Below are 18,885 nucleotides of genomic sequence, written 5' to 3'. Positions count from 1 at the left end.
GCATGGCTGAGCAGTCCGGTTCCAACGCGACCTCGCGCGTGCGCGCCCGTCTCGTCCGCTTCGGGGGCCCGCGTCCGGGCTTGAACCGTGTGCTCGACCCGCTGCTGCGCACGGTGCGTGAGACGCACCCGAAGGCCGACACCGCGCTGATCGAGCGCGCCTACGAGGTGGCGGAGCGCTGCCACCGTCATCAGGTGCGCAAGAGCGGCGACCCGTACATCACCCACCCGCTCGCCGTCGCGACCATCCTCGCCGAGCTCGGCATGACGCCGCCGACGCTCGCCGCGGCCCTCCTGCACGACACGGTCGAGGACACCGACTACTCGCTGGAGCAGCTCACCGACGACTTCGGGCCCGAGATCGCGCGTCTCGTCGACGGTGTGACGAAGCTCGACAAGGTGACGTACGGCGACGCCGCGCAGGCTGAGACGGTGCGCAAGATGGTCGTCGCGATGGCACAGGACATCCGTGTGCTCGTCATCAAGCTCGCCGACCGCCTGCACAACGCGCGCACGTGGCGGTACGTCTCCGCCGAGTCCGCCCAGCGCAAGGCGACGGAGACGCTCGAGATCTACGCGCCGCTCGCGCACCGGCTCGGCATGAACACGATCAAGTGGGAGCTGGAGGATCTGTCGTTCGCGACGCTCTATCCCAAGGTCTACGACGAGATCGTCCGCCTCGTCGCCGACCGCTCACCGGCGCGCGAGTCGTACCTGCGCACCGTCAAGGAGCAGGTGTCGGCCGATCTAAGGGCCGCGCGCATCGCCGGTGAGGTGACGGGCCGGCCCAAGCACTACTACTCCGTGTACCAGAAGATGATCGTGCGCGGCCGCGACTTCGAGGACATCTACGACCTCGTCGCCGTGCGCGTCCTCGTCGAGTCGGTGCGCGACTGCTACGCCGTGCTCGGCACGCTGCACACGCGGTGGACGCCCGTCCAGGGGCGGTTCAAGGACTACATCGCGATGCCGAAGTTCAACATGTACCAGTCGTTGCACACGACGGTCATCGGCCCCGGCGGCAAACCCGTCGAGATCCAGATCCGCACCTACGACATGCACCGTCGCGCCGAGTACGGCGTCGCCGCGCACTGGAAGTACAAGGACGACGCGAAGAAGGGTGCGACGAGCGCCGACGGCACGGTCAGCGCCTCGCCGGCGACGGGCACGAACGACATGGCGTGGCTGCGTCAGCTGCTCGAGTGGCAGCGCGAGACGGAGGATCCGGGCGAGTTCCTCGAGTCGTTGCGCTTCGAGGTCGGCAGCCGCGAGATCTACGTCTTCACGCCGAAGGGCGGCGTCATCGGGTTGCCGTCCGGGTCGACGCCCGTCGACTTCGCGTACGCCGTGCACACCGAGGTCGGCCACCACTGCATCGGCGCGCGCGTCAACGGGCGTCTCGCGCCACTCGAGACGACGCTCGTCACGGGCGACTCGGTCGAGGTGCTCACCTCGAAGGCGGACGGCGCCGGGCCGAGTCGCGACTGGCTGACGTTCGTCAAGTCGCCGCGTGCCAAGAGCAAGATCAAGCAATGGTTCACGAAGGAACGCCGCGAGGAGGCCATCGAGAAGGGCAAGGATTCCCTCGCGAAGACACTGCGCAAGCAGGGTCTGCCCCTGCAGCGCCTCATGTCGCACGAGTCGTTGACCGAGGTCGCGACGCGGATGAACCACGCCGACATCGACGCCCTGTACGCCGCGATCGGTGACGGGCACGTCTCGACCGAAGCCGTCATGCGTGCCCTCGTCAAGGCGCACGGCGGTGAGGAAGCAGCCACGGAGGACATGGCGGAGGCGACGACGCCGCGCACCGCGCCGCGCTCACGTGCGGGCGATCCGGGCGTCACCGTCGTCGGCACCGACGACGTGTGGGTCAAGCTCGCGCGCTGCTGCACACCGGTGCCGGGCGACGACATCGTCGGGTTCGTCACGACGGGCTCGGGCGTGTCCGTGCATCGCGAGGACTGCACGAACATCGAGAACCTGCGTCGCCAGCCCGAGCGGCTCATCGACGTCGCGTGGGCGCCCGGACAGGCGAGCGTTTTCCTCGTGCAGCTGCAGGTCGAGGCGCTCGATCGCAGCGGGTTGCTCTCCGACATCACGCGCGCGCTGAGCGACCAGCACGTCAACATCCTGTCGGCGAACCTGGCGACGCAAGCCAACCGCGTCGCCATCAGCAAGTTCACGTTCGAGATGGGCGATGCGAGCCACCTCGACCACGTCATGCGCGCGGTGCGCAAGGTCAGTGGCGTGTTCGACGTCTACCGCATCACCGGCACCGGCACCGGCGCGCGCGCCGACCATCGCACGACGCCGGAGCAGGTGAAGCCCGCCGCGTCGCCGGCGGCCGACGAGGACGAGTGAACCGCAGCCGCTGACGGTGCCGACGGTGTGTCGGCGCCCAGCGATAGGCTGACGGCGACCTGCCCCCGCACGAACGGACGCCCGCCGTGACCGACTCCGCAGCCACGCCTGACCTCGTCGAACTCGCCGAGGCGTACGGCATCACGACCGAGTACGAGGACTGGAAGAAGGTCCGCGTCAGCGTCGCGGCTGACACGCTCGTCGCCGTCCTGGCGGCGCTCGACGTCGACGCTTCGACGCCCGACGCCGTGCGCTCGGCGTTGCAGGCCCGTCGTGACGCGCCATGGCGCCGGATCGTCCCGCCGTGCGTCGTCGTGCGCGAGGGCGACGATGTCGAGTTCCCGGTGCACGTCGCTGAGTGCGACCAGGTGGCCGTGCACGTCGTCACCGAGGTCGGGACGCATGTCTCGGTGACGGTGTCGTCGCGCGCGCAGGAGACCCGCGAGGTCGACGGATGCGTCGTCGAACGGCATGTCGCGCGCGTGGACGGCGACCTGCCGCTGGGGTACCACACCGTCATCGTGTCGCCTGTTGGCCTTGCTGCGGGCGACGGCGACAGTGACGACACGCGCGTCGACGGCGAGGATCGCCCGTCCACCGAGGCCGGCGACGGGCACGACATGAGGGCCGCGGGTGCGCGCGCAAGCCTCATCGTCACCCCGCGGGTGCTCGAGGTGCCGGCGACGATGCGCGACAAGCGCGTGTGGGGCCTGGCGACGCAACTGTATTCGGTGCGTTCGCAGGGGTCATGGGGCGTGGGCGACCTCGTCGATCTGCGCGACCTCGCCGTGTGGTCGGCGGCCGAGCACGGCGCCGACTACGTCCTCGTCAATCCGCTGCACGCGGCACAACCGAGCGCGCCGATGGAGCCGTCGCCGTACCTGCCGACGTCGCGCCGGTTCGTCAACCCGCTCTACCTGCGGGTCGAGCACGTCGAGGAGTACGCGAGCGCGTCCGCCGACGTCCGCGGGGTCATCGACGACCTGGCGCGCGATGTCCACGCGCGCCTCGACGACGTCGACCGCATCGACCGCGACGCTGCGTGGGGGGCGAAGGAGCAGGCGTTGCGAGTCCTGTGGCAGATCGGGCGCACGCCGGGGCGTCAGGCCGCGTTCGACGCCTACTGCCGCGCCGGCGGCGAGCAGCTCACCCGTTTCGCGACATGGTGCGTGCTGTTCCGCACCTTCGGGCCCGACTGGCGAACCTGGCCGCACGATTATCAGGACGCGACGGCGCCCGCTGTCGCGCGGTTCGGCGCCGAGCACGCCGACGAGGTCGACTTCCACCGCTGGTTGCAGTGGTGCCTCGACGAGCAGCTGCGCGGCGTGCAGTCGGACGCCGTCGCCGCGGGCATGGCGCTCGGCGTCGTCCACGACCTCGCCGTCGGCGTCAACCCCGCGGGCGCGGACGCCTGGGCCCTGCAGGACGCGTTCGCGGCGGGCATCCACGTCGGCGCTCCGCCTGATCAGTTCACCCAGCTCGGGCAGGACTGGGGGCAGCCACCACTGCGCCCGGATCGTCTCGCCGAGACGGCTTACGCGCCGTTCCGCGAGATCGTCGGCATCGTCCTGCGCCACGCCGGTGGGGTGCGCATCGACCACATTCTCGGGCTGTTCCGCCTGTGGTGGGTGCCGGAGAGCATGACGCCGAAGGACGGCACGTACGTGACGTACGACCACGAGGCGATGATCGGCATCCTCGTCCTCGAGGCGCAGCGCGCGGGTGCGCTCGTCGTCGGGGAGGATCTCGGCACGCTCGAGGCGTGGGTGCAGACGTTCCTCGCCGAGCGCGGCGTGTACGGCACGTCGATCCTGTGGTTCGAACAGGACTGGGATGCGCAGCGTCCGCTGCCACCCGAGGATTGGCGCGAGAAGTGCCTCGCGTCGGTGACGACGCATGACCTGCCGCCGACGGCCGGCTATCTCGACGCCGCGCACGTGCGGCTGCGTCACGAGCTGGGGCTGCTCGACGGCTCGCTCGAGGACGAGTTGGCGCGAGACGAGGCGGACCGCCGGCGGTGGCGCGAGTTTCTCGTCGCTCAGGGCCTGCTCGATGACGCCGACGCGCCGAACGAACAGGTCGTCGAGGCACTGCACGCGTTCCTCGTCACGACGCCGTCACGGATGCTCAACGTCGCGCTCGTCGACGCCGTCGGCGACGTGCGCGTGCAGAACCAGCCCGGCACGGCCGACGAGTACCCGAACTGGCGTGTGCCGCTGTCCGGCCCCGACGGTGAGCCGATCCGGCTCGAGGACGTCTTCACGAGCGAGCGCGCCGCGCGCTTGTGCGGCATCTTCGCCGGGCTGAACGAGCACGCCGCCCAGGGTTGACCTCACGGCGGTGTACGGCGTCACCGCACGAACATCGCCCGAGAACGAGTCACGGCTGACGCGTTCTCGGGCGATGTGGCTCGAGCTGGGGACCTTTGCGCAACCTCAGCGGCCGTGCGCGCCAGGCGCCGACCCGTCAGTCACGCCCCGGAGCGAGGAACGCTGCGAGGGCCGCGCCGTACATCGCCTGGTCGGCGGCGCCGACGAGTTCGCGCGCCGAGTGCATCGACAGAGTCGGGGCGCCGAAGTCGACGGTCGTCGCGCCGGTGAGCGCCGCCGTCATCGGCCCGACGGTCGAGCCGCACGGCAGGTCAGAGCGCACGACGAACTCCTGCACCGGCACGCCCGCCTCCCGACACGCGGCGGCGAAGTGGGCGGCGCCGACCGAATCCGTCGCGTAGCGCAGGTTCGTGTTGATCTTCAGCACCGGCCCGCCGTTCATCGCGATGTGGTGCGCAGGTTCGTGACGATCGGCGTAGTTCGGGTGCGTCGCGTGCGCCATGTCGCCCGAGGCGATGACGGTGCGCGCCATCGCGCGGTGCACGTCGTCACGCCCGCCGCCGAGCGTCGAGATGATGCGTTCGAAGATCGTCGGCAGCAGGTTCGAGAACGCGCCGCGCTCCGACATCGAGCCGATCTCCTCGTGGTCGAACAGCGCGATGAGCGGCACGAGCGGCACCTCACCCTCGGGTGCCGGGCGCTCGACGGCGTCGATGAGTGCCTGCGTCGCGGCGTAGCTCGTCGCGAGGTTGTCCATCCGGGCGCCCGCGACGAACTCGCGGTGCAACCCGGTGCGCGCGGCCGGCTGCACGTCGTGCGTCATCGCGTCCCAGCTCAGCACGTCGACCGGTTCGACGCGAACCTGCTCGGCGAGCCACTCGACGAACAGTGGTGCCTGCGACAGCGCCCACGACGGTTCCATGTGCAGCTGCTTGTTGAGCGTCAGAGCGTCGTTGGTCGAGCGGTCGAGGTGGATCGCGAGCTGCGAGACGCGCAGCAGCGGCTCGTCGACGGCGAACAGCCGTTCACCGACGCTGCCGTCGGCCTCGCGTACCGCGACGCGCCCTGACAGCCCGAGGTCGCGATCGAGCCACGAGTTGAGCAGCAGGCCGCCGTACGGTTCGACGCCGAGCAGCTGCCAGCCGACGCGCTCGTGGTCGGGGCGCGGTTTGATGCGCAGGTTGGGGGAGTCGGTGTGTGCACCGACGACTCGGAACGCGACCGCGCCGCGCTCGCCACCGGCGTCACCGTCATCAGCGCCACCACCAGAGCCGTCGAACGGCCGAGTGAGCACGCGCTCCGTCGACCACGCGACGAGCGACCCGCCGCGCGTCGTGACGTAACGTCCCGGCTCGCTCGCCCAGGCGTCACGCTCGTCGAGGGGCGTGAAGCCCGCCTCGACGAGCATCGACAGAGAGGATGCGACCGCGTGGAACGGCGAAGGGCTGGTGCGCAGGTACGCGACCAACCCTTCGGCGGCCGAATCCGTCGTGAAACGTCCGGATCCGAAACTCATGATGCCTCTCAGCCCTCCAGCTCGTTGGCGGTCGAGCGCACCTGCTCGAGCCACGACTGCTTCGCCTCGAGCTCCTGACGCAGCTTCGCGGCCTTGTTCGAGTTGCCCGCGGCCTCGGCGGCCTCGACGTCACTGCGCAGCGACGCGACGGCGTTCTCGAGCTGGGTGACCATCGAGTTGGCGCGCGCGCTCACCTCGGGGTCGGACTTCTTCCACTGCGCCTGCTCGGCGTCACGGACGGCGTTCTCGATGCGGCGCATACCCTTTTCGATGCGGTCCATGTCCTTGCGCGGAACCTTGCCCGCGGCGTCCCACTTCTCCTGCAGCGCGCGCAGCTGGGCCTTCGCGGCACCCAGGTCCTTGACCGGCAGGATCTTCTGGCCCTCGGCCAGCAGCTCCTCCTTGACCTTGGCGTTGGCCTCGAAAACCTTGTTCTCCTCGGCGACGACCTCATCCTTCGCCGCGAAGAACGCATCCTGCGCCTTCTTGAAGCGCTGCCACAGCGCGTCGTCGTCGGAACGCGACGCGCGCCCGGCCTGACGCCACTCGCTCATGAGGCGCTTGAACGCCGACGCCGTGGGCCCCCAGTCGTTCGAGGTGGCGAGCTTCTCGGCCTCGGCGACGAGACGCTCCTTCTCCTTCTTCGCCGCGCCGTGTTGCTCGTCGAGCTGGCTGAAGTGCGTGCGACGCGTCTTGTCGAACCCGTTGCGAGCAGCGGAGAAACGCTGCCACAGCGCCGACTCGACGTCACGGTCGAGACGTGCACCGTTCTTCTGGTGGTTCTTCCACTCGTCGAGCAGTTCGCGCATGCGCGTCGTGCTCTTCTTCCACTGCACCTTCTCGGGATCCTGTGCGGCGATCTGCTCGGCCTCGGCGACGAGCTGCTCGCGGTGGACGAGGGCCTCCTTCTTCGCCTCGGCGCGGGCCTCACCCTCCACCTGCTGCTTGACGCGCAGCGCCGTCGCGATGTCTTCGATGATGCTGTCGAGCGCGGGCAGGTCGCCGACGGCGTTCGTCTCGGCGACCTGCTTGCGCAGCGTCTTGAGCGACTCGCCGGCGTCGTGGGCGCTGATGTCGGTCTGCGTCACGCGCTGCAGCAGCAAGGCGGCCGCGGCGCGCAGTTCGTCGTACTTGCGCGCGAAGTAGGCGAGGGCCTCATCGGCGCTCTTGCCGGGGTAGGAGCCGACGGCCTTCTCACCGTCGGGCGTGCGTACGTACACCGTGCCGTCCTCGTCGACGCGCCCGAACGAGGCGGCGTTCGAATTCGACGGCGTCTCCACCGCGGCCGACGGCGCGGGCGCCGCCTGCGTGGCCGGTGCGCTCGCCTCGGTCGCGGCGGCTGCCGGGGTGTCCGCAGGAACCGACGGCGACGTCGGTGCGGCCGGGGTCGGCGCCTTGGATGCCGCGCTCGGGGGCTTCGGCACGACGCTCGGCTTCACGGACGCGGGTGTGGGGATGGTGGAGTCCTCGGACACGGTCATGACCTTTTTCTCGACGTAGCCGACCCGCGGGTACGCGCGGACCGGACAGCAACGTCATCAGTCTAGGGGGAGGAGGTTGTCCGCGTGCCCGCAGCGGCCCGGCGTTCCTCGGGTCGGACGGCCCGTGCGCGCGCCCGATAGGCTGGGGCACGTGTTGACCGTCTCTTTCCCCGCAGCCGCGATGGGTACGAACTGCTACGTCTTCGCCCGTGAACGCGGCAGCGAGTGCGTCGTCGTCGACCCGGGCATCGGCGTCACCGACCAGCTGTTCGAGGTCCTCGGCGAACTCGATCTCAAGCCCACGGCGGTGCTGCTGACGCACGGCCATCTCGACCACACCTTCTCCGTGACGCCGGTGTGCGGTGGGCGGATCGCCGCGCACATCCACGCCGACGATCGCTACCGCCTCGTCAACCCCTATGACCAGCTCGGCCCGCAGCTGCGCGGCATGCTCGAGCAGTCGTTCGGCAAGAGCGCGACGTGGCGCGAGCCCGAGAAGGTCGTCTCCATCCACGAGGGCGAACCCCTCGAACTCGCGGGGCTGACGTTCGGCGTCACCCACGCGCCGGGGCACACCGAGGGCTCCGTCATGTTCACCGTCGACGAGGTGCCCGACGGGCTCGACGACGCCGTCGCCGCGACGGTGAACCAGAGCGTCATCACCGGGGACGTCCTGTTCGCCGGCTCGATCGGACGCACCGACCTCGAGGGCGGCAGCGACGCGGCGATGCAGCAGAGCCTGCGCACGAAGGTGCTACCGCTGCCTGATTCGTCCCTCATCCTTCCCGGGCACGGCCCGGCCAGCACGATGGCGCGCGAGCGCGTGAGCAACCCGTACCTGCAAGCACTCCAAGGATCTGGCGCATGAGCAAACCGACCCCCATCTCCGGCTTCCTCGAATGGCTGCCGGCGCAGCGTTACACCGAGCAGCTGGTGCTCGACATCATCCGTGAGGTGTTCGAGTTGCACGGTTTCGAGCCGATCAACACGCGCGCGGTCGAGCCCGTCGAGCGCCTCACGGGCAAGGGCGGTGACGCGGACAAGGAGATCTACGCCGTCAGCCGCCTCGCTGCGGACGAGGCCGACAAGGCCGAGCCGGGCCTCGGCCTGCACTTCGACCTCACCGTGCCGTTCAGCCGCTACGTCATCGAGAACGCGGGCAAGCTGACGTTCCCGTTCCGCCGATACCAGATCCAGCCGGTCTGGCGCGGCGAGCGCCCGCAGGCGGGGCGTTACCGCGAGTTCGTCCAGGCCGACATCGACATCGTCGACGTGGGGGAGCTGCCGTTCCACTACGAGGTCGAGCTGCCGCTCGTCATCGCGGACGTGTTCAAGCGGCTGCCGATCGGTGAGTTCCGCATCCAGGTCAACAACCGCAAGATCCCCGAGGGCTTCTACCGCGGGCTCGGCATCGACGACATCGTCGGCACGCTGCGCATCGTCGACAAGCTCGACAAGATCGGCCCGGCCAAGGTCAGGGAGCTGCTCGTCGCCGAAGGCGTCGAAGACGCCGCCGACAAGATCCTCGCCCTCGCGGCGATCTCGACGCCCGATACGTCCTTCGTCGAGCAGGTGCGCGCACTGGGCGTCGAACACCCGACGCTGGAGGAGGGCCTCGAGCAGCTACGCGTCGTCGTCGAGACGGCCGCCGAGCACGCACCCGGCCTGCTCGTCGCGGAGCTGAAGATCGCACGCGGCCTCGACTACTACACCGGCACGGTCTACGAGACGCAGCTCGTCGGCGAGGAGGGCTACGGCTCGATCTGCTCCGGCGGGCGCTACGACTCGCTCGCGAGTGACGGCAAGAGGACCTACCCTGGCGTCGGCCTGTCGATCGGTGTCTCGCGCCTGCTCGCGAAGCTCATCGGTGACGGCGGCCTGCGCACGAGCCGTCCGACGCCGACGGCCGTGCTCGTCGCCGTCAACGACGAGACCTCACGCGCCGAGTCGATGCGGATCGCGGCGGCACTGCGTGAGCGCGGCATCCCGACGCTCGTGTCGCCGAAGGCCGCCAAGTTCGGCAAGCAGATCCAGTTCGCCGACCGTCGCGGCATCCCGTACGTCTGGTTCCCGGGCGCGGGGGAGACCGGCGACCAGATCAAGGACATCCGCAGCGGTGAGCAGTTCGATGCGGACGCGACGAGCTGGGTGCTCCCCGCGGCCGACGAGCAGGTGCGACTCGAGGTCGCCGAGGCGTCACCGGCGTCGTGAGCGCCCTGGAGCCCTCGCTCGAACTGACGCAGGTGATGACGCAGTGGCTGCATCACCTGCGCGTCGAGCGGGGCCTCTCGCCGCACACGCTCGCGGCATATCGACGTGACGTCACGCGTTACCTCGGCTACCTCGCCGCCTCCGGCGTCACCTCGCTCGACGGGGTCGAGGAGGCGCGCGTCGAGGCGTTCCTGCGATCGCTGCGTGGGGGCGGCCAGGGCCATCCGCCGCTGGCGGCCAGTTCCGCGGCACGCGCGCTCGTCGCCGTCCGCCGCCTCCATGCGTTCGTTTCGCTCGAGACGGACGCGCCCGACGCGGCGACGGACGTCGCGCCGCCGAGGTTGCCCCGCAAACTCCCGAAGGCTATCCCTCTAGCTGACGTCGAACGTTTGCTCGCGGCTGCCGGCGATGGCGAGGACGCCGGTTCACTCCGGGATCGTGCGCTGCTCGAGGTGCTCTACGGGGTCGGTGCGCGCGTGAGTGAGGTCGTCGGGCTCGACGTCGACGACGTCGACCTGATGTCGCGTTCGCTGCGACTGTTCGGCAAGGGCAGCAAGGAGCGCATCGTCCCGCTCGGGCGCTACGCCGCCGACGCGCTCGGCTCCTACTTGACGCGTGAGCGGCCTGCTCTTGCGGCGAAGGGCAAGGCCGGGGCTGCCGTGTTCCTCAATCAGCGCGGCGGCAGGTTGAGCCGGCAGAGCGTGTTCGGGCTCGTGCGTCGCGCGGCCGAGGTGGCCGGGCTCGACGGCGAGATCTCGCCGCACACGCTGCGGCATTCCTATGCGACGCACCTGCTCGAAGGCGGCGCCGACGTGCGCGTCGTGCAAGAGCTTCTCGGCCATGCCTCGGTGACGACGACGCAGATCTACACGATGGTGTCGGTGCAGCAGTTGCGCGAGACGTTCGCGGCGGCGCATCCGCGCGCCCACTGACGGTCGACGGGCGACGGTTTGGGCGTTGCCGCACCCGGGGCGCTAATCTGGTGCTGATTGGCGTGATGCCAAACGCTCAACTATCAGTGGAGGCTTTCGAGTGACTTCCGAGAGTTCACAGAAGTCGACGAACTCTAACGTTCGACTTGACCGTTTGCCGGGAATCGACGCGACGGGCCAGTGGGGTCCAACCGGTCGACCCCTGCCCGGCTTCCCGACGCCTCGACCTCTCGAGTCGCACGGCCCCGCGCGCATCATCTCGATGTGCAACCAGAAGGGCGGCGTCGGCAAGACGACGTCGACGATCAACCTGGGCGCCGCCCTGGCCGAATACGGCCGCCGCGTCCTGCTCGTCGACTTCGACCCGCAGGGAGCCTTGTCCGTCGGCCTCGGCGTGCGCTCGCAGGATCTCGACGTGACGATCTACAACCTGCTCGTCGAGCGCGGCCACGACGCGCACGACGTCATCCAGACGACGCGGGTGCACAACCTCGATGTGCTGCCCGCCAACATCGACCTGTCGGCCGCGGAGGTGCAGCTCGTCGGTGAGGTCGCCCGCGAGATGGTGCTCGCGCGCGTCCTGCGCAGCGTCGCGGACGAGTACGACGTCATCCTCATCGACTGCCAGCCGTCGCTCGGTCTGCTGACCGTCAACGCGCTGACGGCGTCGCACGGCGTCGTCATCCCGCTCGAGGCCGAATTCTTCGCGATGCGCGGCGTAGCGCTGCTCGTCGAGACGATCGAGAAGGTGCAGGATCGGCTCAACCCGCGCCTGGAGATCGACGGCATCCTCGCGACGATGTACGACGGGCGCACCCTGCACAGCCGCGACGTCGTCCGCTCCGTCGTCGACCACTTCGGCGACAAGGTGTTCCACACCGTCATCTCGCGGACCGTCAAGTTCCCCGACGCGACGCTTGCGGCCGAGCCGATCACGCAGTACGCCTCCGGGCACGGTGCCGCGGAGTCGTACCGCCAGCTCGCGCGCGAGCTCATCTCGCGCGGCGGGGCTCCCTGAGCCGCACGCCGATGACGGCGACCGAGGCCGAGCCCGTCGGCGACGCGCCCGCATCGGCAGTGGCGGTCACGACCTCTGGGCCGACGGCAGCGTCGACGGCGAGCGCACCCGGCGGCGTCCTGACGCGGCGTGCGGCGGCGACGCCGTTCCACGTCCACCTGGGCGAGGTGTTCGACGGACCGTTCGACCTGCTGCTGGGCCTCATCGCGAAGCATCGTCTCGACGTCACGCAGATCTCGTTGTCGCAGGTGACGGACGAGTTCATCGCGCACATCAGGGCGGCCCGCGAGGCGAGTGACGAGTGGGATCTGTCGCAGGCGACCGAGTTCCTCCTCATCGCCGCGACGCTGCTCGACATCAAGGCAGCGCGGCTGTTGCCGAACCTCGGCGGCTCCGACGAGGAGGACTTCGAGCTCATCGAAGCGCGCGACCTGCTGTTCGCCCGGCTGCTGCAGTACCGGGCGTTCAAGGACATGGCGCAGTTCCTGGCCGATCGGATGGAGAGCGACGGGCGTCTCGTCGCACGTCAGGCCGGGTTGGAGGAACGCTTCTCGGGGCTACTGCCTGAGCTCGTCATGACGGTGACGCCCGAGCAGCTCGCGGCCGTCGCCGCGCGGGCGCTGACGCCCAAGGCGCCGCCGGGCGTCGACGTCGACCACCTGCACGCCGTGCAAGTCAGCGTGCGTGAGCAGGCGCGCATCGTGACGAGCAAGCTGCGACGCGGTGGTGAGCTGACGTTCGCGCAGCTCGTCGCGGACGCGGAGCACAACCTCGTCGTCGTCGGGCGTTTCCTCGCCATCCTCGAACTGTTCAAGGAGGCCGCGATCGCGTTCGAGCAGGCCGAGCACCTGCGGCCGCTCACCGTGCGCTGGGTCGCGGCGCCCGATGCGCGCATCCTCGTCTCCGACGAGTACGACGCCGAGCCGGGCTCGGGCGGCGTGGGCGCGAGCGATGACGCTGCGTCCTGAGACAATGACACGAGCGACCTCACACTTCGCCGCGCTGCGACGACTCATGGGTGGGGACACGAGACGAACGACCCGCGCCGACGACGGCCCGGAGCAGGAGGAGGTGAACGCATGACGACGCACGATACGACGGCGCAACCACCGGCGCGGGGCGCCCGCGAGCCGGTCGTCGTGCACCACCTGCCCGGCGGCTTGCGATCGACGCTCGAAGCGGTGCTGATGGTCGTCGACGAGCCCGTCTCGGTGGCCGATCTCGCCGCGGCCTTCGGCGTCGGCGAGAGCGAGGTGCGCGCCAACCTCGAGGGCCTCGAGGTGGAATACCGCGCCCAGCAGCGGGGGTTCACCCTGCGCGAGGTCGACGGCACGTGGCGCATGTACTCGCGGCCGGCCTACGCGGATGCCGTCGAGACGTTCCTGCGGGGCGGGCAGCAGGCCAAGCTGACGCAGGCGGCACTCGAGACGCTCGCCGTCATCGCCTACCGGCAGCCGATCTCGCGTTCGCGCGTCGGCGCCATCCGCGGCGTCAACGTCGACGGCGTGACCCGCACCCTGCTCACGCGTGGGCTCGTCACGGAGGTTGGTGACGACCCCGAGACGGGCGCGACGCTCTACGGCACTACCCCAACCTTTCTCGAGCGGCTCGGGCTCGGCTCGCTGGACGAGCTTCCCCCGCTGGCGCCCTACCTGCCGGACGCCGCCATCATCGACGAACTAGTGGAACAAGGACACGGATGAACTCCAGGAAACCCCGTCAGGGTCAGCGCGACAACCGAAGCAGCCGCGTCAACCGCGGCTCCGGCGGCGGCGTCAGCCGTTACGAGGCCGACGTCCTCGGCATCGGCACGACGAAGAGCGGGCAGCCGGTCGCCCCGCCGCGAGAGCGTGCACCGAAGGCCGCGACGCGCGACGTGCACGTCGAGGAGGGCACGCGTCTGCAGAAGGTGCTCGCGCAGGCCGGCGTCGGTTCGCGACGCCACTGCGAGAACCTCATCGCCGAGGGTCGAGTCGAGGTCGACGGCCAGGTCGTCACCGAACTGGGCACGCGCATCGACCCCGAGAGCGCCGTCATCCACGTCGACGGCGACCGCATCCAGCTCGACGACACGCTCGTCTACCTCGCCTTCAACAAGCCCACGGGTGTCGTGTCGACGATGCAGGACGAAGAGGGTCGCCCGTGCGTCGGTGAGTACCTCGAGGGGCGCACCGAGCGCCTGTTCCACGTCGGCCGACTCGACTACGACACCGAGGGTCTGCTGCTGCTGACGAATGACGGCAACCTCGCCAACCGCCTGCAGCACCCGCGCTACGGCGTCGAGAAGGTCTACCTCGCGACGATCCCCGGCCCGGTGCCGCGCGACCTCGGCAAGCGGATGCGCGAGGGCATCGAGCTCGAGGACGGCCCGGCCGCCGTCGACTCGTTCAAGGTCGTCGACTCTCAGCCGGGCATGGCCCTGGTCGAGATCGTGCTGCACGAGGGCCGCAACCGCATCGTGCGTCGCATGTTCGACGAGGTCGGTCACCCCGTCATCGCGCTCGCGCGCCCGCAGGTCGGGCCCGTGAAGGTCGGCGATCTGCGCCCCGGCAAGATGCGGCCGCTCAACAAGCGCGAGGTCGCCGACCTGTACAAGGCTGCCGGTCTGTGACACTGCCGCAGCGCGTCCGCGTCGTCGGCACCGGCCTGCTCGGCACGTCGCTGGCGCTCGCGCTGCAGGCGCGAGGCGTCGACGTCACCCTCGCCGACACCTCGCCGACGGCGGCGGCGCTCGCCTCCGACATGGGCGCCGGCCGCGTCGCGCACGCCCAGGACGAGGCGCCCGACCTCGTCGTCGTCGCCGCGCCGCCTGACGTGGTCGTCGACGTCGTCGCCGCGGAGCTCACGGCGTGGCCGGACGCCACCGTGACGGATGTGACGAGCGTGAAGAACGTCGTCGTCGAAGGGGTGGCACGACGCTGCGGCGCCGAGCGGCGCCGCTTCGTGCCGGGGCATCCGATGGCCGGTCGTGAGCGCAGCGGCGCGGTCGCGGCGCGCTCCGACCTGTTCGAGGGGCGCACCTGGGTCATCTGCCCTGACGGCGCGGACGACGCCCACGTCGCCGACGTGACAGCCGTCGCGCAGGTCTGCGGGGCACACGTCGTCACGATGAGCCCTGCCGCGCACGACGAGGCCGTCGCCGCCGTCTCGCACGTGCCGCAGGTCGCCGCGAGCCTCGTCGCCGCGCAGCTGCGTGAGCTGCCCGACGACGCCGTCGCTCTCAGCGGGCAGGGCGTGCGCGACGTCACGCGCATCGCGGCGAGCGACCCGATGCTGTGGACGCAGATCCTCGCCGGCAACGCGGCCGCAGTGCTGCCGTTGCTCGAACGGGTCCGCGCCTCGCTCGACGATGTCATCCACGCCCTGTCGGTCATCACGTCCGGGGGCGACGCATCGGGCGGTACGCGTGGCCTGGCCGATGCGGCGGTCGTAGGCAGCACGTCGGTTGCCGTCACTGCACCGGCCACCCCCGTGACACAGGATGCCGTCGGTATCCGCGATGCGGTTGCCACCCCCGGCCCCCGGGCCGTGCTCGCGCAGACGATCGCTGGTGGCCAGGAGGGTCGTGCGCGCATCCCGGGCAAGCACGGCGCGCCGGCGCAGGCGTACGCGAGCGTCGCCGTCGTCATCCCCGACGAGCCGGGTGCGCTCGGTCGCGTGTTCACGGACGTGGGGGAGACCGGCATCAGCGTCGAGGACATGCGCCTCGAGCACGACGACGCCGTCGCCGCCGGTCTGCTCGAGCTCAGCGTCGTGCCGCTGCGCGCTCAGACCCTCGTCAGCGCGCTCAGCGCGCGGGGGTGGGCCGCCCACCTCGTCGAGACCGCCTAGAATCTGCGTTCATGACGAGCGTGGCGAACGGCATCCGGGTAGCGATCGACGGGCCCTCGGGTTCGGGCAAGTCGAGTGTGAGCAAGAAGGTGGCGGCGCACCTCGGCATCGGCTACCTCGACACGGGCGCGATGTATCGCGCGCTCACCTGGTATTGCCTCGATCGGGGCATCGACCTCGACGACCTGGGCGCCGTCGCGGACGCCGTCACCGCGATGCCGCTCGAGATGGGTACCGACCCGAGCGCGCCGTCGATCAGCATGGGGGGTACGCGCATCGACGCGGAAATCCGCACGACGCGCATCGCCGAGGTCGTCTCGAAGGTCGCGACCAACTTGCAGGTGCGCCCGAAGCTGCAGCAGCGTCAGCGTGAGCTGATGGCGCAGATCGCCGCGGACCGGGGTGGCGTCGTCGCTGAGGGGCGCGACATCACGACGGTCGTCGCGCCCGACGCGGACGTGCGCATCCTCATGGTCGCGAGCGAGGCCGCACGGCTCGCCCGCCGCTCGAAGGAGCTGCACGGCGGCGCGGACGACGCCGCCATCGCGGCGACGCGGACGCAGATCGTCGACCGCGACAAGGCCGACTCGACCGTCTCGTCGTTCATGAGCGCTGCGGACGGGGTCGTCACGCTCGACACCAGCGACCTGACGTTCCAGCAGTCCGTCGAGGCGGTCCTGACGCTCGTCGAACGGGCGCGCGGCTGATGTTCCCGCGTCGTGACGTCGAGGCTGCCGCGTCGCGTGATTCGACGCCGCGCGATCCGTCCGCGTGCGAGGGGCTCATGCGCCGATTGCGTCCCGCCGTCGAGGGCCTGTTCGGTGCGCTGTACCGCCTCGAGGTGACCGGGCGCGAGAACGTGCCGGTTGACGGCCCCGTCGTCGTGGTCGCGAATCATATCGGCGTCATCGACGGCCCGCTGGCCGCGTCGCTCGTGCCGCGCCCGGCGCACTTCCTCGTCAAGCGTGCGTACTTCGTCGGGCCGCTCGGGGCGCTGCTGAGGCGGCTCGGGCAGATCCCCGTCACGCAGCGCAGCGCCGACCGGGAGGCGATGACGGCGGCGCGCGGCGTCCTGGCGGCGGGTGGCGTCGTCGGCGTGTTCCCCGAGGGCACGCGCGGTGACGGGTCGGTGCAGGCGGTGCACCAGGGCGCCGCGTTCCTCGCGCTCGGTGCGGATGCTCAGATCGTGCCGGTGCGTCTCGTCGGCACGGCCGGGCGCACGCGGGGACGCTGGCCGCGGCTGCGCAGTCGTCTGCAGGTGACGTTCGGGCCGGCGTTCCGCCTCGGTGACGCCGAGGCGGTGGCGGGCGCGACAGGTCGCGCTCGGCTGGCGGCCGCGACGGAGGAACTGCGTGTCCGCCTCGCCGACCACGTAGCGGGTTGAGCCGGATCGTCTCCCCGGGCGCTCGTCGCGAGGGCGTGGCTGGCCGCGAGCGCTCGACTCTGAAAAATCGTGCCCATGCGCGAGAATGGTCTTGTGACGCGCATTCGGGCGCGTCACACGAGACCTCCCCACCCGACGTCACGGCGCGAGCCGCCGCGCCGTCACGTGGCGGGGGAGAGCCTCCGAGCCCGCCGGATCCGGCGGGATACTCCACGATCTGAGGTAATCCGCGTGAGCGACGACCAGTACTTCCCCCACGACGAGCACGACGAGCGAGCCGAGCACGACGACCTGCGCCACGATGCGCCCGGCCCGGACGAGTCGGTCGAGCAGGCGCTGCGCGTCGGGCTCGAGGACTTCGACCTGAGCGACGAGGACCGTGCCCTGCTGTACGGTGAGGTCGACGAGGACAGCGGCTACGGAGAGGCCGACCTGCGGCCCGTCGTCGCCGTCGTCGGTCGTCCCAACGTCGGCAAGTCGACGCTCGTCAACCGCATCCTCGGGCGCCGTGAGGCCGTCGTCGAGGATGTGCCGGGTGTGACGCGTGACCGCGTCGCCTACGACGCCGAGTGGGTCGGACGCCGGTTCACACTCGTCGACACCGGCGGGTGGGAGGTCGACGCGAGCGGCATCCACCTGCGCGTCGCAGAACAGGCCGAGGTCGCGATCGAACTCGCCGACGCCGTGATGTTCGTCGTCGACGCCACGGTCGGCGCCACCGACACCGACGAGGCCGTCGTCAAGCTGCTGCGCCGCTCGAAGAAACCCGTCGTCCTCATCGCGAACAAGGTCGACGACAACCGTTCGGAGGCCGACGCGGCCATGCTGTGGTCGCTCGGCCTCGGTGAGCCGTACCCCGTCTCGTCGCTGCACGGGCGTGGCACCGGTGACGCGCTCGACGCCGTCATCGACCTGCTGCCCGACAAGACGGCTGTCGCCGGCGCGTACCCGCGCGGCGGCCCCCGTCGCGTGGCGCTGCTCGGGCGTCCGAACGTCGGCAAGTCGTCGCTGCTCAACAAGCTCGCGGGGGAGGAGCGCGTCGTCGTCGACAACGTCGCCGGCACGACGCGTGACCCGGTCGATGAGTACATCGAACTCGGGGGCAAGACCTGGCGTTTCGTCGACACCGCCGGCATCCGACGCCGCGTGCACCAGACGCGCGGCGCCGACTTCTACGCCTCCCTGCGCACGCAGACGGCGTTGGAGAAGGCGGAGGTCGCCGTCGTCCTCATCGACGCGGAGCAGAGCATCGCCGAACAGGACGTGCGCGTCGTGCAGCAGGTCATCGACGCCGGCCGCGCGCTCGTCATCGCGTACAACAAGTGGGACACACTCGACGAGGAGCGCCGCTACTACCTGGAGAAGGAGATCGAGCGCGAGCTCGTCCAGGTGCCGTGGGCTCCGCGCGTCAACCTGTCGGCGAAGACGGGACGTCACACCGACCGCCTCGTTCCCGCCATCGAGGTCGCCCTCGACTCGTGGGACCAGCGCATCCCGACGGGTCGGCTCAACGCCTTCCTCGGCGAGGTCGTCGCGGCGCATCCGCACCCGGTACGCGGCGGCAAGCAGCCGCGAATCCTGTTCGCGACGCAGGCCTCGACGCGCCCGCCGCGCTTCGTCATCTTCGCCAGCGGCTTCATCGAGGCCGGGTACCGCCGCTTCATAGAGCGTCGCCTGCGTGAGGAGTTCGGTTTCGACGGGACGCCGATCGAGATCAGCGTGCGCGTGCGCGAGAAGCGCAAGCAGCGCTGAGCGGGGGGCCTACCTTCGAGGGGCGGGCGTGCGCTGTCGCGCGCGACGCCTGCCCCAGGATGGCGAG

Annotated in this window: 15 protein-coding genes; 13 read left to right on the top strand and 2 right to left on the bottom strand. The window is 70.4% G+C overall.

The features are described from left to right. The first annotated feature begins 2 nt into the window (after positions 1-2). Together AC1RS9_RS02925 and malQ are read left to right on the top strand one after the other, a co-directional pair. On the top strand, positions 3-2,363 hold the full coding sequence (locus tag AC1RS9_RS02925; protein ID WP_492920454.1) for a RelA/SpoT family protein: 2,361 nt from the start codon (positions 3-5) through the stop codon (positions 2,361-2,363). A gap of 86 nt (positions 2,364-2,449) precedes the next feature. Then, positions 2,450-4,693, top strand: a complete 2,244-nt coding sequence (gene malQ, locus AC1RS9_RS02920) for a 4-alpha-glucanotransferase (RefSeq protein ID WP_449758704.1) — start codon at positions 2,450-2,452, stop codon at positions 4,691-4,693. A gap of 136 nt (positions 4,694-4,829) precedes the next feature. Here the strand turns inward: malQ and AC1RS9_RS02915 are convergent, their stop codons facing one another. Both AC1RS9_RS02915 and AC1RS9_RS02910 read right to left on the bottom strand, forming a co-directional pair. Next, complete coding sequence (locus tag AC1RS9_RS02915; RefSeq protein ID WP_074039223.1) at positions 4,830-6,209, bottom strand: M18 family aminopeptidase; 1,380 nt, start codon at positions 6,207-6,209, stop codon at positions 4,830-4,832. A gap of 8 nt (positions 6,210-6,217) precedes the next feature. After that, positions 6,218-7,690, bottom strand: a complete 1,473-nt coding sequence (locus tag AC1RS9_RS02910) for a DUF349 domain-containing protein (RefSeq protein ID WP_492920452.1) — start codon at positions 7,688-7,690, stop codon at positions 6,218-6,220. 151 nt (positions 7,691-7,841) lie between these two features. Here AC1RS9_RS02910 and AC1RS9_RS02905 point away from each other — a divergent pair, with 151 nt between their 5' ends. From AC1RS9_RS02905 to der, 11 genes are all read left to right on the top strand, one after another. Next, positions 7,842-8,558, top strand: coding sequence for an MBL fold metallo-hydrolase (locus tag AC1RS9_RS02905; protein WP_038567970.1), 717 nt, complete (start codon positions 7,842-7,844; stop codon positions 8,556-8,558). Further along, positions 8,555-9,901 (top strand): histidine--tRNA ligase, encoded by a 1,347-nt coding sequence (hisS, locus tag AC1RS9_RS02900; RefSeq protein WP_131940940.1) that lies wholly within the window; start codon positions 8,555-8,557, stop codon positions 9,899-9,901. The genes AC1RS9_RS02905 and hisS overlap by 4 nt, the downstream gene beginning before the upstream one ends. Continuing rightward, positions 9,898-10,833 carry a tyrosine recombinase gene (locus AC1RS9_RS02895; RefSeq protein WP_131940942.1) on the top strand — a complete coding sequence of 312 codons (936 nt, stop codon included), beginning with the start codon at positions 9,898-9,900 and terminating at the stop codon, positions 10,831-10,833. Before hisS ends, AC1RS9_RS02895 begins: the two co-directional genes overlap by 4 nt. A 154-nt stretch (positions 10,834-10,987) precedes the next feature. Continuing rightward, positions 10,988-11,851 carry a ParA family protein gene (locus tag AC1RS9_RS02890; RefSeq protein WP_207623213.1) on the top strand — a complete coding sequence of 288 codons (864 nt, stop codon included), beginning with the start codon at positions 10,988-10,990 and terminating at the stop codon, positions 11,849-11,851. Positions 11,852-11,862: 11 nt separating this feature from the next. Further along, on the top strand, positions 11,863-12,819 hold the full coding sequence (locus AC1RS9_RS02885; RefSeq protein WP_131940944.1) for a segregation and condensation protein A: 957 nt from the start codon (positions 11,863-11,865) through the stop codon (positions 12,817-12,819). Between the two features lie 111 nt (positions 12,820-12,930). Next, positions 12,931-13,554, top strand: coding sequence for an SMC-Scp complex subunit ScpB (gene scpB / locus AC1RS9_RS02880; protein WP_038567975.1), 624 nt, complete (start codon positions 12,931-12,933; stop codon positions 13,552-13,554). Continuing rightward, positions 13,551-14,462: a pseudouridine synthase gene (locus AC1RS9_RS02875; protein ID WP_239302933.1), complete on the top strand. Its 912-nt coding sequence runs from the start codon at positions 13,551-13,553 to the stop codon at positions 14,460-14,462. The genes scpB and AC1RS9_RS02875 overlap by 4 nt, the downstream gene beginning before the upstream one ends. Then, a complete protein-coding gene (locus AC1RS9_RS02870; protein ID WP_492920447.1) occupies positions 14,459-15,682 on the top strand; it encodes a prephenate dehydrogenase in 1,224 nt (407 codons plus the stop codon). The genes AC1RS9_RS02875 and AC1RS9_RS02870 overlap by 4 nt, the downstream gene beginning before the upstream one ends. An 11-nt stretch (positions 15,683-15,693) precedes the next feature. Beyond that, positions 15,694-16,389, top strand: coding sequence for a (d)CMP kinase (gene cmk, locus AC1RS9_RS02865; RefSeq protein WP_492920445.1), 696 nt, complete (start codon positions 15,694-15,696; stop codon positions 16,387-16,389). Beyond that, positions 16,389-17,066, top strand: a complete 678-nt coding sequence (locus tag AC1RS9_RS02860; RefSeq protein ID WP_492920443.1) for a lysophospholipid acyltransferase family protein — start codon at positions 16,389-16,391, stop codon at positions 17,064-17,066. The genes cmk and AC1RS9_RS02860 overlap by 1 nt, the downstream gene beginning before the upstream one ends. A gap of 231 nt (positions 17,067-17,297) precedes the next feature. After that, positions 17,298-18,818, top strand: coding sequence for a ribosome biogenesis GTPase Der (gene der, locus AC1RS9_RS02855; RefSeq protein WP_492920441.1), 1,521 nt, complete (start codon positions 17,298-17,300; stop codon positions 18,816-18,818). Positions 18,819-18,885: the final 67 nt, after the last annotated feature.

It is taken from the genome of Dermacoccus sp. MPR-E5, from assembly GCF_058809565.1.
The sequence above is the reverse complement of the archived record's forward strand: the minus strand, read 5'-3'. Positions and strand labels throughout refer to the sequence as shown.

Excerpts from the sequence above, each read along its gene's own strand:
- cmk (WP_492920445.1), top strand. The coding sequence starts at position 15,694 with ATGACGAGCGTGGCGAACGGCATCCGGGTAGCGATCGACGGGCCCTCG.
- AC1RS9_RS02885 (WP_131940944.1), top strand. The coding sequence starts at position 11,863 with ATGACGGCGACCGAGGCCGAGCCCGTCGGCGACGCGCCCGCATCGGCA.
- AC1RS9_RS02915 (WP_074039223.1), bottom strand. The coding sequence starts at position 6,209 with ATGAGTTTCGGATCCGGACGTTTCACGACGGATTCGGCCGCCGAAGGG.
- AC1RS9_RS02910 (WP_492920452.1), bottom strand. The coding sequence starts at position 7,690 with ATGACCGTGTCCGAGGACTCCACCATCCCCACACCCGCGTCCGTGAAG.
- hisS (WP_131940940.1), top strand. The coding sequence starts at position 8,555 with ATGAGCAAACCGACCCCCATCTCCGGCTTCCTCGAATGGCTGCCGGCG.
- scpB (WP_038567975.1), top strand. The coding sequence starts at position 12,931 with ATGACGACGCACGATACGACGGCGCAACCACCGGCGCGGGGCGCCCGC.
- AC1RS9_RS02925 (WP_492920454.1), top strand. The coding sequence starts at position 3 with ATGGCTGAGCAGTCCGGTTCCAACGCGACCTCGCGCGTGCGCGCCCGT.
- AC1RS9_RS02875 (WP_239302933.1), top strand. The coding sequence starts at position 13,551 with ATGAACTCCAGGAAACCCCGTCAGGGTCAGCGCGACAACCGAAGCAGC.
- AC1RS9_RS02860 (WP_492920443.1), top strand. The coding sequence starts at position 16,389 with ATGTTCCCGCGTCGTGACGTCGAGGCTGCCGCGTCGCGTGATTCGACG.